This window comes from Prevotella sp. P4-67, from assembly GCF_002251325.1.
Classification (GTDB): domain Bacteria; phylum Bacteroidota; class Bacteroidia; order Bacteroidales; family Bacteroidaceae; genus Prevotella.
On sequence record NZ_NPJL01000044.1, the window covers coordinates 1 to 16,454 of the forward strand.

At 52.7% G+C, this 16,454-nt stretch carries 14 protein-coding genes, 1 pseudogene and 1 riboswitch; of the genes and pseudogenes, 7 read left to right on the top strand and 8 right to left on the bottom strand.

What is annotated here, in order from left to right; all coding sequences use genetic code 11:
* The 7 genes and pseudogenes from CIK92_RS13760 to CIK92_RS07500 all read left to right on the top strand — a co-directional run.
* Positions 1 to 258: pseudogene (locus CIK92_RS13760) on the top strand (N-acetylmuramoyl-L-alanine amidase); the annotation flags it as partial.
* 25 nt (positions 259 to 283) lie between these two features.
* A complete protein-coding gene (locus CIK92_RS07475; RefSeq protein ID WP_094388668.1) occupies positions 284 to 1,186 on the top strand; it encodes an MlaD family protein in 903 nt (300 codons plus the stop codon).
* Positions 1,187 to 1,525: 339 nt separating this feature from the next.
* Positions 1,526 to 1,759: a hypothetical protein gene (locus CIK92_RS14235; RefSeq protein ID WP_371594119.1), complete on the top strand. Its 234-nt coding sequence runs from the start codon at positions 1,526 to 1,528 to the stop codon at positions 1,757 to 1,759.
* A 20-nt stretch (positions 1,760 to 1,779) separates the two neighbouring features.
* Positions 1,780 to 1,878: riboswitch (TPP riboswitch) on the top strand.
* A 23-nt stretch (positions 1,879 to 1,901) separates the two neighbouring features.
* Positions 1,902 to 4,259, top strand: a complete 2,358-nt coding sequence (locus CIK92_RS07485; protein WP_094388685.1) for a TonB-dependent receptor — start codon at positions 1,902 to 1,904, stop codon at positions 4,257 to 4,259.
* Between the two features lie 12 nt (positions 4,260 to 4,271).
* Positions 4,272 to 4,868, top strand: coding sequence for a nicotinamide riboside transporter PnuC (gene pnuC / locus CIK92_RS07490; protein ID WP_094385439.1), 597 nt, complete (start codon positions 4,272 to 4,274; stop codon positions 4,866 to 4,868).
* 80 nt (positions 4,869 to 4,948) lie between these two features.
* On the top strand, positions 4,949 to 6,742 hold the full coding sequence (locus CIK92_RS07495) for a hypothetical protein (RefSeq protein WP_094388670.1): 1,794 nt from the start codon (positions 4,949 to 4,951) through the stop codon (positions 6,740 to 6,742).
* Positions 6,743 to 6,994: 252 nt separating this feature from the next.
* Complete coding sequence (locus CIK92_RS07500; RefSeq protein ID WP_094388671.1) at positions 6,995 to 9,013, top strand: TonB-dependent receptor; 2,019 nt, start codon at positions 6,995 to 6,997, stop codon at positions 9,011 to 9,013.
* 195 nt (positions 9,014 to 9,208) lie between these two features.
* Here the strand turns inward: CIK92_RS07500 and CIK92_RS13765 are convergent, their stop codons facing one another.
* The 8 genes from CIK92_RS13765 to CIK92_RS07535 form a co-directional block, all read right to left on the bottom strand.
* A complete protein-coding gene (locus CIK92_RS13765; protein WP_158214756.1) occupies positions 9,209 to 9,352 on the bottom strand; it encodes a hypothetical protein in 144 nt (47 codons plus the stop codon).
* Positions 9,353 to 9,377: 25 nt separating this feature from the next.
* Positions 9,378 to 10,790, bottom strand: coding sequence for a chromosomal replication initiator protein DnaA (gene dnaA, locus CIK92_RS07505; RefSeq protein ID WP_094385445.1), 1,413 nt, complete (start codon positions 10,788 to 10,790; stop codon positions 9,378 to 9,380).
* Between the two features lie 1,192 nt (positions 10,791 to 11,982).
* Entirely contained in the window at positions 11,983 to 12,510 is a 528-nt protein-coding gene (locus tag CIK92_RS07510; protein ID WP_094466601.1) for a hypothetical protein, read from the bottom strand.
* The gene (locus CIK92_RS07515) at positions 12,491 to 12,901 is read right to left on the bottom strand and encodes a hypothetical protein (RefSeq protein ID WP_094388672.1); all 411 of its coding nucleotides are present in this window, start codon (positions 12,899 to 12,901) and stop codon (positions 12,491 to 12,493) included. The genes CIK92_RS07510 and CIK92_RS07515 overlap by 20 nt, the downstream gene beginning before the upstream one ends.
* 31 nt (positions 12,902 to 12,932) lie before the next feature.
* Positions 12,933 to 13,559, bottom strand: coding sequence for a hypothetical protein (locus CIK92_RS07520; RefSeq protein WP_144289374.1), 627 nt, complete (start codon positions 13,557 to 13,559; stop codon positions 12,933 to 12,935).
* Positions 13,556 to 14,071, bottom strand: coding sequence for a hypothetical protein (locus tag CIK92_RS07525; protein ID WP_144289375.1), 516 nt, complete (start codon positions 14,069 to 14,071; stop codon positions 13,556 to 13,558). Before CIK92_RS07525 ends, CIK92_RS07520 begins: the two co-directional genes overlap by 4 nt.
* A gap of 132 nt (positions 14,072 to 14,203) precedes the next feature.
* The gene (locus tag CIK92_RS07530) at positions 14,204 to 14,536 is read right to left on the bottom strand and encodes an RHS repeat-associated core domain-containing protein (protein WP_254046022.1); all 333 of its coding nucleotides are present in this window, start codon (positions 14,534 to 14,536) and stop codon (positions 14,204 to 14,206) included.
* Positions 14,537 to 14,781: 245 nt separating this feature from the next.
* Positions 14,782 to 16,437: a fumarate hydratase gene (locus CIK92_RS07535; protein ID WP_094388676.1), complete on the bottom strand. Its 1,656-nt coding sequence runs from the start codon at positions 16,435 to 16,437 to the stop codon at positions 14,782 to 14,784.
* Between the last annotated feature and the right edge of the window lie 17 nt (positions 16,438 to 16,454).

Consider the following 16,454-nt stretch of genomic DNA (forward strand, 5'->3'; position numbering starts at 1 on the left):
TTCAAGGTGCAGATACTCTCCAGCTCAGCCTTTGTCAAGGCGGGTGACAAGCACTTCAAGGGCCTTGCCCCAGTGGACTGCTATCAGGAGGGAGAATGGTACAAGTACACCTATGGTGCCTCGACCGACTACAACGAGATTTCCCGTCTGCGCAAGTCCATCCTCGACCGCTTCCCCGAAGCCTTTATCGTGGCTTTCAAGGGCGGCCAGAAGATGAATGTGGGTCAGGCCATCCGCGAATTTAAGAGTAACAAGTAAAATCCTAATTAATACAACAACGGCAATGAGTTTTTTCACCAAAGAAGTAAGGATAGCATTAGCAGCCATCGTGAGCATCGTTCTGCTCTTTTTCGGCATGAATTTTCTGAAGGGCAAGAGCCTCTTCTCCAACGACAACGTATACTTTGCCAAGTTTGACAACATCAGCGGACTTACCGCCTCCAATCCCATTTTTGTCAACGGCTACAAGGTGGGTACAGTCAAGACCATCGATTTCGACTATGCCCATGGCGGCAGCGTCATCGTGGGCTTCGGCACCGACCGCCAGCTCGTCATCCCTGCCGGCACCACCGCCGAGATAGAGAGCGACATGATGGGCAACCTCAAGGTCAACCTCCTGCTCGGTCACGACGCGACCGCTACCGTACACCCCGGCGACACCATCACCGGCAGAGTCAACGGAGGCCTGATGGACACCGTGGCAGAGCTTGCCCCCACCATCGGACAGATGCTGCCCAAGCTCGACTCTATCATGGCGAGTCTCAACACGCTGCTCGCCGACCCCGCAGTGGCCAACTCGCTGCACAATGTCGAAGGCATCACCGCCAACCTCAACACCTCGACCCGCGAGCTCAACACCCTGCTGGGTACCCTCAACCGCAACGTGCCCGGCATGATGGCCAAGGCCAACGGAGTGCTCGACAATACCGAGCGACTCACCGGCAATCTGGCTGCAGTGGATGTGGCTGGCACCATGGCCAAGGTCGACCAGACCGTAGCCAATATGGAGCAGTTTACCGCCAAGCTCAACAGCAACGAGGGCACCCTCGGACTGCTGCTCAACGACCGCCAGCTCTATCTGAACCTCAACAAGACGCTCGTGAGCGCCGACACGCTGCTCAATAATCTGCGCGAGCATCCCAAGCGCTACGTCCACTTCTCGCTCTTCGGCAAGAAGGACAAGTAGAGCCCCGCTGCGCCTCGGGCACAGCCACCACAGACGACACCTTATTATATATAGGCAATTGGCAGACCGCTGCATGAGGTCTGCCAATTGCCTTTTTCTATGCCTCGATGGCGCGGGCTGTTCTGGCGATGACGCACAAGCTGCTGCAAGGGGCGATAAAGCTGGATGCGTGGTTGGATATAATGGTTGCGTGGGCTGAAACGCCGGTTGCCAATCACGAATTACTCTTATCGTGCTTTGACTTTATCGCGAAGATGATGGCTGGGGGTGTTTTCCATAAGCAGGGTAGTGACGGGAGCAAGTAGGGTAGTGGCGGGGGTGAATAGGACGGTGGGGGGGGTGAATAGGGTTGTGACGGGAGCGAACAGGGTAGTTGCGGGAGCAAGTAGGGTAGTGACGGGAGCAAACAGGGTGATGGCGGGAGTGAGCAGGGTAGTGGCGGTGCGCAATTGCCCGGACGCCGTGGTTTCTACGGACTTCCGCGGGGCTCTCTCCGTGGTCATATCGCTGATTATGGCCTTCGTGAATGTGATTTCTATGAAAATATTTTGCCACGTCTGCGTCTTTTACTAACTTTGCACTCGGAATACAAGGCGTATTCTAAGGGGTGCTTGGGCTCTTGTCCAGGCTGAGATTATACCCACTGAACCTGAAACGGGTAATGCCGACGCAGGGAAGACGTCCCCTTGATGTGTTTTTATAAAACAGAATGAAAATGAAAAAGATTGTTTGCATGGTGGCCGTATGCTTGTGCACAGCCGGCGCCATTGCGCAGACTGCCGACTCTCTGAAGATGATCAATCTGCAGGAGGTGGTAGTCAAAGGTGTGCGCGCTCAGCAGAACGCACCCTTCGCAGTAGCTAACTTCAAGAAGTCAGAGCTCCAGAGCTTTGGCAAGACCGGCAGAGAGCTGCCCTTCCTCTTCGCCAACACTCCCGGTGTAGTGGCTTGGAGTGAGAACGGTACTGGCATCGGTACCAGCCACATCCGCATCCGTGGCGCTGCCGACAGCCGTATCAACGTGACTCTCGACGGTGTAGCCCTCAACTCTCCCGAGGACCAGTGTGTCTTCTGGGCCAACATGAACTCTTATGCCGCTCTCATGGGCTCAGCCCAGATCCAGCGCGGTATCGGTACCTCTACCAACGGCGACGGTGCCTTCGGTGGTACCATCTCGCTCGCCACTGCCGCTCCCAGTCTGAAGCCCCAGCTCGAGGTCAACGGCGGTTTCGGCACCTACAACAGCTACAATGTAGGCTTCAACTTCTCTTCAGGCCTGCTCTGGGACCACGTGGTCTTCAACGGCGCCTATCATGAGAGCAGCACCGACGGATTTCTGCATGGCACAGCCGGACGACAGGGTTCGTATCTGGGTGCCGTGACCTACTATGGCGACAAGTTTACCCTCAGCTACAAGAACGTGGGCAACTTTGAGAAGACCGGCCAGGCCTGGAGCGGTATCACCGGCGGTAACGACGACGCCACTCTCGTAGCCGACGGCATGTTTACCTACAAAGACCTCTACAAGAAGGGCTTGGGCCGTTACAACTCGCTCTACGAGGGGCTGGTCTTCGACGACGATAACTATACTTTCCCCAAGGATGCCAACGGCAACTACCAGACCTACCGCTACAAGCTCAACAACGGCAAGTACTGGGACAAGACCACCGACAACTTCTATCAGAACCACAACATCCTGTCGGCAGCCTTCCAGCCTTCAGCCCACTGGAGCCACAACGTAGCCCTGCACTATACCTATGGTTATGGCTATTATGCCGAGTTCCGTCCCAACAACAAGTTCAAGAAGTTTGGTCTCACCTACTATGACAACGAGGGCAACTTTGTGAAGCGCTCTGACTTTATCCGCAAGAAGGGCCTTACCCAGCACACCTATGGTCTGGTGTACAACGCCAACTACAAGGACGACAGCTGGGATGTGCTCGGTGGTGTCAACCTGCAGCAGTTCCGTGGCGGTCACTTCGGCTACCTCACCTATATCGCCAACGAGGGCGCCAACGCCCAGTTCCGTGCCAACGGCGACTACCAGTATTACGACTCGGATGCACGCAAGAACGACTATTCAGCCTTCGTCAAGGCTACGCTGCACCTCAATGAGGCTTGGGATATCTTTGGCGATGTACAGTACCGCCACGTAGGCTACAAGACCGATGGCAAGAACGACAAGTTCTACGAGCAGGCTGACGGCACCTACAAGAACCAGATGCTCAACATCGACGAACAGTACAACTTCGTGAACCCCAAGGCCGGTATCACCTTCCATCAGGACGGTCACAAGGCTTACTTCTCTGTAGCCTATGCCAGCCGTGAGCCCGAGCGCAACAACTTCACCGACAACGGCAGCTACGGCTCTCCCGATGCCGAGCATCTGCTCGACTTCGAGTTGGGTTACAGCTACTCTGCCCATGACTGGAACGCCGGCGTGAACCTCTACTATATGGACTACAAAGACCAGTTTGTGCAGACCGGTGCCCAGAGCGATATCGGTGAAAACCTCACCACCAACATCGACAAGAGCTACCGCATGGGTGTCGAGCTCACCGCCGACTACAGCCCTCTGTCATGGCTCACCGTGGCTGGTAACGCCGCCTTCTCTGCCAACCGTCTGAAGAACTTTGACCAGTACTACGAGAACTGGGATGACGAGACCAATCCAGGTAAGGTGCACTATGACAAATCGACCTTGGCATTCTCGCCATCTACCATCCTTAACGGTTTCATCAACGTTCACCACAAGGCCTTCGAGGCTGTATGGCACACCAACTTCGTAAGCCGTCAGTATCTCGACAATACCGCCACCGCTCTGCGTTCGCTCCCCTGCTACTCGCAGACCAATGTCAACATGAACTACACCTTCAAGAAGGTGGCAGGCGTGAAGGAAGCCGTTCTGGGTCTGAACCTCTACAACATCTTCAACCGCCACTACGCTGCCGGCGGTTGGGTGTACAACGCCATCGGCTATGGCATGTACACCACCGACAAGCCCTACACCCAGCTGGGCTATATGCCTATGGCAGGCTTCACGATGATGGGTACGGTGACACTGCGCTTCTAACCGACGACAGCGATGGAGACATTCATCATCGACCACTGGCTTGACATCACGACCACCCTGCTGGGGTTGGCCTACATCCTGTTCGAGTACCGGGCTTCGGTATGGCTGTGGCCCGTGGGCTTTGTGATGCAGGCGCTGGGCGTGGTGCTCTACTACGAAAAAGGACTCTATGCCGACTGCGGCATGGAGTTCTACTATATCTGCATGACGTGCTACGGTTTCTATACCTGGACGCGCGGTCATCGCGGCGAGGCGAAGCAGAAGTCCGACAAGCCCATCACCCACTTCGAGCGTCGGCTCATCCTGCCCTGGACTCTGCTCACGCTCACTATCTGGGGTGTCATCTACTATCTGCTGGCCTACCACACCGACTCTCGCGTGCCCGTGGCCGACAGCTTCACCACAGCGTTGAGCATCGTGGGCATCTGGGCCCTCGCGCGCAAGTATTTGGAGCAATGGCTCATCTGGATAGCGGTCGATGTGGTCACCTGTGGGCTCTACTTCTACAAGGACATACCCTTCAAGGCGAGCCTCTACGGTCTCTATGTCGTCATAGCCGTGGCAGGCTACTTCAGATGGAAGCGCGAGATGGCTAAAAGTGCATCATAGACATTGAAAAAGAAGCTGCGGCAAGGCCGTAGACTCACATAAATTTAGTAAATTTGTCTCATCAAATCAAACCAACGATTATGATGAGACAATTTTTTATCCCTTTGTTTGCGCTCATGACCACAACGGCATCGGCGCAGACCGGCTCTGAGCGCGAGCCGGTGAGTTATATCGGCGGAGAGATATGCAATCCCCGCCTGCACGATGGCGGACTGGCCTATGCCATCGGCGCTGAGAATGTACAGGTGATGCGTGCCAACCGCACCCATCCTGACGAGGCCGACGGTTATGGCTGGACTTACAACCACGCTGCCAACATCACCTACTGGCACGGCAAGTTCTACCTGGAATACCTCTCCAACCCTGTCGACGAACAGCAGCCGCCCGGCCAGACCCTGCTCGTCACCTCTGACGACGGCCGCCACTGGAGCAAGCCCTTTGTGGCTTTTCCCCCTTATCAGGCTCCCCAGGGCGTGACCATCCCCAAGCCTTACTATGGTTACATCATGCACCAGCGCATGGGTTTCTACACCGCTCCCAACGGCCGGCTGCTCGTGGTGGCATTCTACGGTCACAGCTACAACCCCTTCAAGGAGGGAGGTATAGGGCGCGTGGCGCGAGAAATCAAGGCCGACGGCACGATGGGTCCCATCTACTTCATCCGCTACTCGTCTCACGCCCAGTGGAATGAGAGCAACACCGCCTATCCCTTCTACACCAAGAGCAAGGACAAGGGCTTCCGCGAGGCTTGCCAGGCGCTGCTCGGCGACAAGCTCAAGACGCTGCAGTGGATAGACGAAGACCGCGGACTTGACGGGTTCTACAATCTCAAGGACTCCATCAACCGCGTGCAGGCCACCTCTTACTACCACCGCAAGGACGGAAAGACCGTGGCGCTGTGGAAATGGTCGTATGCCGCCCTCTCTCCCGACGACGGCAAGACCTGGAGCACTCCCGTGCGCATCCCGTCGCTCATCATGGCTGGCGGCAAGCAGTGGGGGCAGCGCACGCCCGACGGGCGTTATGCCATCTGCTACAACCCTATAGAGACCCAGCCCTATCGCTATCCGCTCATCGCCATCAGCAGCGACGACGGCATCACCTACGACTCGATGTGTGTGGTGCATGGCGAGGTGCCGCCCAGACGCTTTATGGGCGAGAACAAGGACTTCGGTCCCTGCTACGTGCGTGGCATCACCGAGGGCGAGGCTACTCCCCCGGGCAACGACATGTGGCTCGCCTACACGGTGAACAAAGAGGATGTGTGGGTGGCTCGTGTGCCCACCCCCATCCGTACCAAGTGGACGGGTCCGGTCAATGACAACTTTGACAACATCAAGCCCCACGGCACCGTGACCGACTGGAATATCTACCGTCCGCGCTGGGCTGATGTCTATGTCAACGACCGTCATCAGCTCTGTCTCACCGACTCAGACCGCTACGACTATGCCCGCGCCATTCGTGTGTTTGAGGCTAAGCCCAAGACCGATATCAGTCTCGATGTGCAGGTGGCTGCCGAGAACGATGATCCCTTTGAGGTCGATGTGACCGACCGCCACGGTGTGCGCATCGTCTGCGTGAGTCTGCATGGTGGCAAGGTGGTGGCCAATGGCGAGGCTGTGGGCAGCTATAAGCAGGGCGAATGGCTCAGCCTCAATATCCGCATCGTCGATGGTGGGGTAGAGGTGCAGGGTCATAAGTTGCTGGCCATGCACAGTGCCCAGCACCCCGAGCGACTGAGTCTGCGCACCGGCGAGTATCGCGACCTGCCCAACCGCAACACCCCCAACCAGGAGAAGTGTCCGCCGCTGCCCGGTTGTGATGAGCGCATAGCTCCGGCTATGTATATTATAGATAATGTACGCGTAGACTGACCGCGTAACAGATAGCACGCAACCCAAGATGACTGCTCCGCAGCGAGGCGTCATCTTGGGTTTTCTGTTGGTGGAAAGGACGGTGGCGGATGGCTGCTTTCCGGTGATGATTAGTGACGGAAAACTGCTGATCCTTGTTTCTGTTGTCGTTGTTTTCACTCCTGCCATCGTGAAGGTAGAATGCACCTCGGCAATAAAAACAAATAGATTTGTTTTGTTCATCTCTCGGTTTTCACTACCTTTGCACCCGATATGAAACAAAGTATATTTAATTCACAATCATCCCTGCGTTTCAAGCGGTTCTCAAACAAGGGCTATGCGCTCTTTGCTTGTCTGGGCCGCGTGGTACTGGTGGGAGTGCTGACGGTGCCTACCCTCAGCCACGCCAAGGCTGGAACGCTGACCACACATGTGGAGGCTGCTGCCGACACGCTGAGCCGCAAGGAGATGAAGCTCGACGAGGTGGTAGTGACCGGCTCTCGGGCTCCGCTGACCGCTTTGCAGTCGGCCAAGATCGTGAAGGTCATCACGGCCGACGATATTCATCGTGCGGCGGTAGAGACTGTCAACGATGTGTTGAAATTAGCCACGGGCGTGGATGTCCGTCAGCGCGGTGGCTTTGGTGTACAGACGGACATCTCAATCAACGGCGGTACGTTTGACCAGATTGCCATTCTCCTGAATGGCGTCAACATTTCCAACCCACAGACGGGTCACAACGCCACCGATTTCCCTGTTTCTCTTTCTGACATTGAGCGCATCGAGGTTCTCGAGGGTGCCGCTGCACGTGTGTTTGGTACGTCTGCCTTCAGCGGTGCCATCAACATCGTGACGCGCCGCAACGAGGACAAGGGTCTCGACCTGAATGTGCAGGCCGGTTCGTTTGGCACCGTGGGTGGCGACGCCCGCGTGACGCTGGGCGGCAAGGTCAAGACGCATGTCAGCGCGGGCTATATGCGCTCCGACGGCGGTACGACCAACAGCGACTTCGACAAGGGTCATGTCTTTGTCGACGCCCGTATGAGTACGCGCCATGCCGACCTGGATTTCCAGCTCGGAGTGAGTCAGCAAGACTACGGAGCCAGCACTTTCTACTCGGCAAAGTACAATGACCAATGGGAGAAGACCACTCATCTGGTGACATCGTTGGGCGCGACAATTAAGAACGTATATCGCGACCTGGAAATCAAGCCCACGGTGTATTACAACAAGTTCATCGACCACTACCAGCTTATCCACGGCAAGACCGGGGCTCAGGCCGGAGAGAACTATCACAACCTCGACGTGATGGGAGCTTCGGTCAACGCCCACATGAGTTGGCTCTTAGGCAAGACGGCTGTGGGTGCCGACCTGCGCCACGAACATATTCTGAGTACGGCTTATGGCGAACTGATGGCAGAGCGCGACTGGGAGAACATCCATGGCAGCGACCGCAAGTACGACCACAAGGGCAGCCGCACCAATGCCAGTTTCTTTGCCGAGCACAACGTCATCCTGGGTGGTTTTACCCTCTCTGCCGGCGTGTTGGCCAACCGCAATACCGGACTTGACAGCCGTATGCGCTTCTATCCCGGTATTGACCTGAGTTATCGTCCTTCAGACGCGTGGAAACTGTTTGCATCATGGAACAAGGCACTTCGTATGCCTACCTACACCGACCTCTACACCGCCAACAGCGTGCAGCAGGGCGACCGCACGCTCAGACCCGAGCGCAACGATACCTATAAGACCGGTTTGAGCTACCGTACACAGGGCGTAGAGGCCACCGCGAGTGCCTTCTACAGCCGTGGCAAGGACATGATAGACTGGGTGTATGCCACAGCCGAAAGCACCAAGTACAAGGCGATGAACATAGGCCGTCTGACCAATATGGGCTATAATGTAGAGGTGGCTCTCCATCCCACGGAGTGGGTAGCCTCGTCGCCTATCACGGCAGTCACTCTCGGCTATGCCCGCATCCACCAGCGCCATGCTACTGACGAGCCTATCTATCGCTCGCTCTACGCGCTGGAATATCTGCGCGACAAGTTTACAGCCTCGCTCTCTCACCGCATCTGGCGTGCCCTCTCTGCCCGTTGGGATATGCGCTGGCAGCACCGCATGAACGGCTATCATCCTTATGCCAAGGTCGATGCCAAACTGCTGTGGCGCCAGCCCCGTTATGAGCTCTACCTGAAGGCCGACAATCTGACCGCTCACCGCTACTATGACCTCGGCGGCGTGCGTCAGCCCGGACTGTGGCTCATGGCTGGTGCGAGCATCCATCTGTAACACAGGCTGCAGAGAGTCAGGCTGCGGAAAACCGCAGCTGACAGTAATCATCATCATAGTATTAACCCTTATCCGCAATGCCCATAACCCGGCGTTGCGGATAATTATTTTTATGGTGTAGGTCATCTCCGCTGCGGCGTAGGTCATCTCGGGAGCGGTAAAGGTCATCTCCCGCTCGGTGAAGATACCCTCCAGCTATGTGGAGGTGGTCAGGGTGGTGGCGATGATGGTGGCGGTGGTGCTGCGGGTGGTAGAAACAAGAAGAGGAAGCACCTGCTGTCTCGGGTGCTTCCTCTTCGTCGATATGGATGGGGTGAATAGATGTCTGTTGTGGGTCATCGTCGCCACGGGAGGGCGATGCGGGCTATTTCTTCAACTTGAACGAGTTCTCGATGCTTATCACCTCGTCTTCGAAGGCCTTGTCGACCTTGATGCGCTTCTCTATCTGCGAGCAACTGTGGATGACGGTGGAGTGGTCGCGGCCTCCGATGAGCTTGCCTATACGGGCGGCGGGCATCTTGGTATACTTGGCGGTGAAGAACATGGTGAGCTGTCGCGGCACCACGTAGTCGCGCTTGCGGCTCTTGCTGTAGATGGCGCTCTGGGTCACTCCGAAGTGGTTGCAGACCTTCTCGAGGATGTCGTCGACGGTGAGCGGACTGTTGTCTGTCTTGATAGCCCGTTGTATGATGCGCTCGACGAGCCGCATGTTGATGGGGCACGAGTAGACCACGCTGTAGGCGAGCAGCGAGTTGATGACGCCTTCGAGGTCGCGCACGCTGCCGTTGGCTGTCTGGGCGATATAGGTGATAACGTCATCGGGGATGCTCAGCGCATCACGTCTGATTTTCGACTTGAGGATGTCCACGCACAGCTCTTCATTGGGTTTCTCCAGCTCGGCTATCAGTCCGCACGAGAATCGCGAGAGCAGACGCTCGTTCATATCCTTGAGTTCTACCGGTGAGCGGTCGCTGGCAAGGATGATGCGTCGGCCGTTCATGAAGAGGTGGTTGAAGATGTGGAAGAAGGTGTTCTGGGTGCCAGGCTTGCCCTCCCACTCCTGTACGTCGTCGACGATGAGCACGTCGATGGTCTGGTAGAAGAGGATGAAGTCGTTGATGGTCTTGCGCATCACGGCATTGGTGTACTGTACCTCAAAGAGTCGCGCGCTCACATAGAGCACTCGCTTCTCGGGATATTTGTTGCACACGTGTACGCCGATGGCGTTGATGAGGTGGGTCTTTCCACAGCCCGGGGGACCGTAGATAAACATGGGGTTGAACTTGCTGTTGTTGGGGTGCTCGGCTATCGACTGTCCTACCGACCGGGGCAGCTTGTTGCTGGCTCCCTCGATGTAGTTGTCGAACGTCTGCCGCGGGTTGAGCCTTGGGTCGAGTCGCTGAGGCCCCTGCGCTTCGCCGCGCTGAGGCTGCACCATGCGCTGGCGTTGGGGCTGTCGGGCTGGGGCAGCCTGCATCTCCGACTGCATCATCGGCGGTTCGCCTATCTCATTGTCCTGCGACTTTGCCACAAAGTATTGCAACTGCGTATGCTCACCAAAGACCTGGCGCAGCACATGGCGGAAAAGTTCTACATAATTGCCTTCGAGATACTCACAGACATAGCGACTTGCCACTTGGATAGTAACCGTCCGTTCTGCCTCCTTGTAATGGAGGAAGACCAACGGTTTGAACCACGTAGCATATTGCTGGGGGGTTACACTGTCGCTTATCAGCGCAAGAACCTCTTCCCAACGGGCGTCAGGAGTCACTTTCATCTGCGGAATAATCTTGTAGTCTCTCTAAGTTTAGCAATTATCTTTTATTCATCATCACGCTATTAGATTCACAGCAAGTAGATGACTTATCATTGTATGCTCGCTTGCTAATTGCAGTTCTGCAAATTTCGGAAAAAAAAACGAGATATGCAAATTTATCTTTTCTTACTTGTTTTTGTCATTTCTGCAACCATCAGATTATCAGCTATTTTCGCTGAGATGGCGGCGGTTGTTGCCGGGGTAGCTATTGTGGTTGCGTAAATGGTTGATATTTAGCGCGTTTTCCGCTCTGGCGCCGTGAGCTTGGCTCCTGTAGTGAAACATCGTGCCTCTTGCGCCCCAAAGCCCATAAAGGCAAGCGCATCGGGGGCTGCCCGAGGTGCGTGAAACATACCCGCTGTTAATTTATACGAAATCTATATAAATAATGAATATCACTTTGGCGCGATTTTGATGTTTTGGCGCTCTGAGAGCCATAGCCTCTACCGTAAAACGGCATTAGGCCCTTAGGTGTGATATTTTAATAACTGCTCGCATTGTTTTGTTTTTTTAATTCGCAATAGCTCGCTATTCCTGCTGTGGGTAACGCCTTCGGCTAATCGCAACACTTACAGCGTTGCAATAATAGTGGGGTATCTTACCCAGGGTAGCGTGCTTTCGCCCGCAACCCTGGGCTATGTAATCGCAACTCCTACAGAGTTGCCAAGGGTGCGTACCATCTACGATAGGCTACCCCATCATTGTATGCGCACAACACACCACGGGCAAACACCATTCCTCCATTGTGTGCGTACCATCAACGATGGACTCATATAATATCATTGGGTGCGTGCCGGCATCGATGGATTTCCCGTTTATTGACGTTGTGGGCGTTTCATCTACGATGGATTTGCTGTATGTTACCGTTGTGTGCGTGCCATCCACATTGGATTTGCTGTATGTTACTGTCGGGTGCGTGCCGGCTTACTATCGCAAGCTATAATTCACACACAACCTTTAACTTATCCATTATTCAGTCATATTTTTTTTGTTTGCAGGAGGGACGTTGGCATAATAACAACGCAAGAAGCGATATACATCTTTTCACCAACATAAATTGTCTTTTATCCCAATATAAGTAGTGTATTCCTTTTTACGTGTCTTATGATAGTATGAATGACCTCACTTAGAAAATGGGGGAGCTATTTGAGTACTATAAATTTGAAAAATTAAATTCTGTCATCTTCCATACCCCATTAATACGCTTAAAATAACTCTTAAAGAAGCAACCAGTATATGGAATATATATATATTCTTCCATGGTCGAGTCTTTTAGTGTTGTATATCGTTTCTTAAAATTCTGGGAATAACAACAAGAGTCCGCCAGACTTAAATATAGATCGAAATCAGTTTTTTCATCCCAAACAAAGGTCTGTATCATCGAGTCAGCATATTCATCTCCGTTTGCCAAATATTCCATATACAAGTCACCATTGATACCTTCAACTTTGGCTTGAAGGCGTTTCTTTTGAAATTCTTTATCCTTATGAAATTTCTCTATAAATACGGAGAAATCCTCAAGAGGAATATTTTTCTTTATTTTCAACGTTTCTGTTTTACAATCTGCATTTTCTTCTTGAAATCGTTTTTGATTGTCAGAGCATGAATAAGTGCAGATGATGCAGATAGCATAATGGCATAAGATGAAACTCGCCCAGAATTTATTTTTTGTAATCATCATAATTAATATTTGTGTTAAAAGTAGGGATGAGAAGCTCTCCTTTGTCTCTTGGACAGGCAGGAGCAACAACTATAACTTCTGGAAGCGTTACTATTTTTTCTTCTTGCTTATCTAAGTAGTCCCTGATGTAATAGTGGCATGTGGGGACTGAGTCCCTGAAGGACACATTTCCCCCGTCGAAGGGCAGACGGCTGAGCACGCCGTCCTCATAGACCCTGTTGCCGGCGTACTCGCGCCATGTGTGCACCAGCAGGCTGCTGTCGCAGGCTATGCCGAACTCACCGTCGGGCACGGCCGGGGCGTAAGGGTTCAGGTAGTAGTCGGCCCTCAGCTTCAACCCGTCGGCCGAGTAGGTGTAGTCTATGTGGCTGCCGTCGTCGTATGTACGCATAGTTGACATAGGCGTTTATGTTAAATGTCTGTTATTCATATACACTTGTTGAAAGGCCTTCTCTTTTTTCATTCTTGAGCCATTCATAATACTCGTTTTCTATCTTTTCATCATGGAGATTTTTAATCATGTGATGGTTTAATGTTCTTATGAGCAACTTGAAATTCTCACTTAATTTAATTAGATGGTCTCCTATATGAAGTGGACGATTCGCATATACACCTTCGGATTCGATTGAAGTAGTAACTCTTCCTTTCTTCTTATAGAATCTATCTATCCAAATAGGAGGTAATTCACTAAAAAATCCACCTTCTTTCTTTTTCTTAAGTACATATTTTCTTGCTGTGTTTGAGATAAAAAATGAATCTATAGATAGTATGATATATTTTTCTATAATCGGTCGCACTTTGAATGGCATTGTATATTCGTCATCGTCATCGCTACATTCTGGCGATATGGCTCTTATCTTCATACAATATTTTGTAGGGGTTATCTTGATTTTGACAGAAGGGAACCTGAAATCATAAAAGAAAGTGCAATATACTATTACAGAGTCGAGTCCCCTCACCTTCAACCTGCTGCTCATATACTGCTCATAAGTTTGTGCATGGCATGGTACAAATGCAAACATAAATAAATATAATAACAAAACTCTCATTGTTTACGATCTTTATAATTATAATATTGCTTTTTTACAAAGTTTTGGTATTTTGAACTGTAGTTTTTGTTTTCTTTCAAGTCTGTTAATTCTTGATTTCTGGCGGTGTAAACTTTATAGGACTCTTTATGCGTGTCACAAAAAAATATGGTGTCTGGCCGTGTCAGAACCAATAATTTCCCATTGCTCCTTCCTATATAAATAGCACGATATAAAAAGTTTGGAATTTCGCCCACAATAGGAGTTCCATGCATAGAATCAATGAGAGTATCGCGAGAATGTGTGGCGAGGTAGTCTAATAGCTCATCTGTGTACATTCTCTTTCCACCATTAAGTGAGTCTATCAAATAAACGACTCTGTGGTTAATAATGATGGTATCTTTCTTTCTACCATATATCAGAGGATAATAAGCAGGGCCTACCAATATCCCTTTTTCTATGTTTCTTGTCATGCAGGGTGTATTAAACCACTTGGCAACAATATATGAATCATATTTTTTGTAACGATTCATATAGTCACCTATTATTTTTACGCAAGCCTACATCTGTTTTGACAGATAGTAGTGAAATACTATCTCCCAGTTTACACTTCTCTTTTTGTATATGTGATACCTTCGCCATTACTATACAAGACCCTAATATGATTATCGTCCCTGCAAAAAGGTATTTCTGTAGTGTTTTGCCCATAAAGCCAAATTTATTTTGCCGTTAAACAAGTTTTTATTTAATATTTTAATATCTATATCCGCATAGTATGGTGATATGCCGTAGTACTTCTCGCACATCGGGTCCATGGTGTTCCACCTCCCCGTGATGGGGTCGTAGTGGCGGGCACCGTGGGCGTACCAGTCATGGCCGTGGGCGCGGTCGAGCTCTTTGCCGATGTATTTGTAGGGTTGGGTGGCGTGGCTGCTCTCTCTGCTTCCAGCAATGGCGAAAGCAGGGAGGCTCAGAGTGGTCATGAGCCCCAACAGCATTATGACAATCTGGCGGCGCATGGTCAGGGGTTAAGATGTTTACATTGCAAATATAATAATAATGTACACACGTGCCAAGGAAATCGGGGGAAAAGTGATGGCTCGGGGCGAAAATAATATGCTGAAGCCTGCCGCGTCCCGATGTGGTCAAGTATATGGTCATCTTAGTGTACGGATATAGCAAAAAGAGGCAGACACCGTAGCTTGACGGTGCCTGCCTCTGATATCATTGACCAGCCCGAGGCTTAGTCTTTCTTGCAGTTACAGGGAGTCCAGGGCTTGAGCTGCTTGAAGAAGTCATTGCCCTTGTCGTCGACGAGGATGAAAGCGGGGAAGTCTTCGACCACAATCTTCCAGATGGCCTCCATACCCAGTTCGGGATACTCTACACACTCGATGCTCTTGATGCTGCTCTGCGAGAGTACAGCAGCCACGCCACCGATGGTGCCGAGGTAGAAACCGCCATGCTTCTCGCACGCATCGGTAACCATCTGGCTGCGGTTGCCCTTGGCTATCATCACCAGACTTGCTCCATGAGACTGGAATTCATCTACATAGGGGTCCATACGGTTGGCTGTGGTGGGGCCCATTGAGCCACAGGGATAGCCAGCCGGTGTCTTGGCGGGTCCGGCATAGAGTATGGGGTGATCCTTGAAGTACTGTGGCATCTCCTCGCCGGCGTCGAGACGCGCCTTGAGCTTGGCGTGAGCGATGTCGCGGGCTACGATGATGGTTCCCTTGAGGTTGACGCGGGTAGAGACGGGATACTTGGTGAGCTCGGCACGCACGGCATCGATGCCCTTGTCCAGGTCTATCTCAATGCCCTTGGCGCCTTCACCGGGACGGCGATATTCCTCGGGGATGAGGTCAGAGGGGTTGGTGTCCATCTTCTCGAGCCAGATACCGTCACGGTTGATCTTGGCCTTGATGTTGCGGTCGGCCGAGCAGCTTACGCCCATACCGATGGGGCAGCTTGCGCCGTGGCGGGGCAGACGTATCACGCGGATGTCGTGGGCCAGAGCCTTGCCGCCGAACTGTGCGCCGAGTCCAATCTTGTGGGCCTCGTCGAGGAGTTTCTGCTCGAGGTCGATGTCGCGGAAAGCGCGGCCGGTCTCGTCGCCTGTGGTAGGTAGCGTGTCATAATACTTGATGCTGGCGAGCTTGACGGTGAGCAGGTTCTTCTCTGCCGATGTGCCGCCGATGACAAAGGCGATGTGGTAGGGAGGACATGCGGCTGTGCCCAGACTCTTCATCTTCTCTACGAGGAAGGGCAGGAGAGTGCCCTCGTTCTGGATGGTAGCCTTGGTCATGGGGTAGAAGTAGGTCTTATTGGCCGAGCCACCACCCTTGGCTACCATCACGAAGCGGTATTCCTCGCCCTCGACAGCCTCGATGTCTATCTGGGCAGGGAGGTTGCAGCGTGTGTTGACCTCGTCATACATGTTGAGCGGGGCGTTCTGTGAGTAGCGCAGATTGTCCTCGGTGAAAGTGTTGTAGACACCGCGGCTCAGCGCCTCTTCGTCCTCAAAGCCAGTCCATACCTGCTGACCCTTCTCGCCGTGGATGATGGCGGTGCCGGTATCCTGGCAGAAGGGCAGGATGCCCTTGACAGCAGTCTCGGCATTGCGCAGGAACTGCAGCGCTACATACTTGTCGTTCTCCGACGACTCGGGGTCGCGCAGGATGGCAGCCACCTGCTCGTTGTGCTCACGGCGGAGGGTGAACTCTACGTCGTGGAACGCCTGCTGAGCCAACAGCGTGAGCGCTTCCTTGCTTACCTTCAGTATTTCTTTGCCTTCAAATTCGCCAGTGCTTACACCCTCGGTGCTGAGCAGGCGATACTCCGTTGTGTCCGGGCCAAGCTGGAACATGGGAGCATACTTAAAATCTGGAGTTGCCATGTTGTTTTGTTTATAAT

Excerpts from the sequence above, each read along its gene's own strand:
- dnaA (WP_094385445.1), bottom strand. The coding sequence starts at position 10,790 with ATGAAAGTGACTCCTGACGCCCGTTGGGAAGAGGTTCTTGCGCTGATA.
- CIK92_RS07475 (WP_094388668.1), top strand. The coding sequence starts at position 284 with ATGAGTTTTTTCACCAAAGAAGTAAGGATAGCATTAGCAGCCATCGTG.
- CIK92_RS13765 (WP_158214756.1), bottom strand. The coding sequence starts at position 9,352 with ATGACCCACAACAGACATCTATTCACCCCATCCATATCGACGAAGAGG.
- CIK92_RS07500 (WP_094388671.1), top strand. The coding sequence starts at position 6,995 with ATGAAACAAAGTATATTTAATTCACAATCATCCCTGCGTTTCAAGCGG.
- CIK92_RS07525 (WP_144289375.1), bottom strand. The coding sequence starts at position 14,071 with ATGAATCGTTACAAAAAATATGATTCATATATTGTTGCCAAGTGGTTT.
- CIK92_RS07510 (WP_094466601.1), bottom strand. The coding sequence starts at position 12,510 with ATGATGATTACAAAAAATAAATTCTGGGCGAGTTTCATCTTATGCCAT.
- CIK92_RS07495 (WP_094388670.1), top strand. The coding sequence starts at position 4,949 with ATGATGAGACAATTTTTTATCCCTTTGTTTGCGCTCATGACCACAACG.
- CIK92_RS07535 (WP_094388676.1), bottom strand. The coding sequence starts at position 16,437 with ATGGCAACTCCAGATTTTAAGTATGCTCCCATGTTCCAGCTTGGCCCG.
- CIK92_RS07530 (WP_254046022.1), bottom strand. The coding sequence starts at position 14,536 with ATGCTGTTGGGGCTCATGACCACTCTGAGCCTCCCTGCTTTCGCCATT.
- CIK92_RS07515 (WP_094388672.1), bottom strand. The coding sequence starts at position 12,901 with ATGCGTACATACGACGACGGCAGCCACATAGACTACACCTACTCGGCC.
- pnuC (WP_094385439.1), top strand. The coding sequence starts at position 4,272 with ATGGAGACATTCATCATCGACCACTGGCTTGACATCACGACCACCCTG.
- CIK92_RS07485 (WP_094388685.1), top strand. The coding sequence starts at position 1,902 with ATGAAAAAGATTGTTTGCATGGTGGCCGTATGCTTGTGCACAGCCGGC.
- CIK92_RS07520 (WP_144289374.1), bottom strand. The coding sequence starts at position 13,559 with ATGAGAGTTTTGTTATTATATTTATTTATGTTTGCATTTGTACCATGC.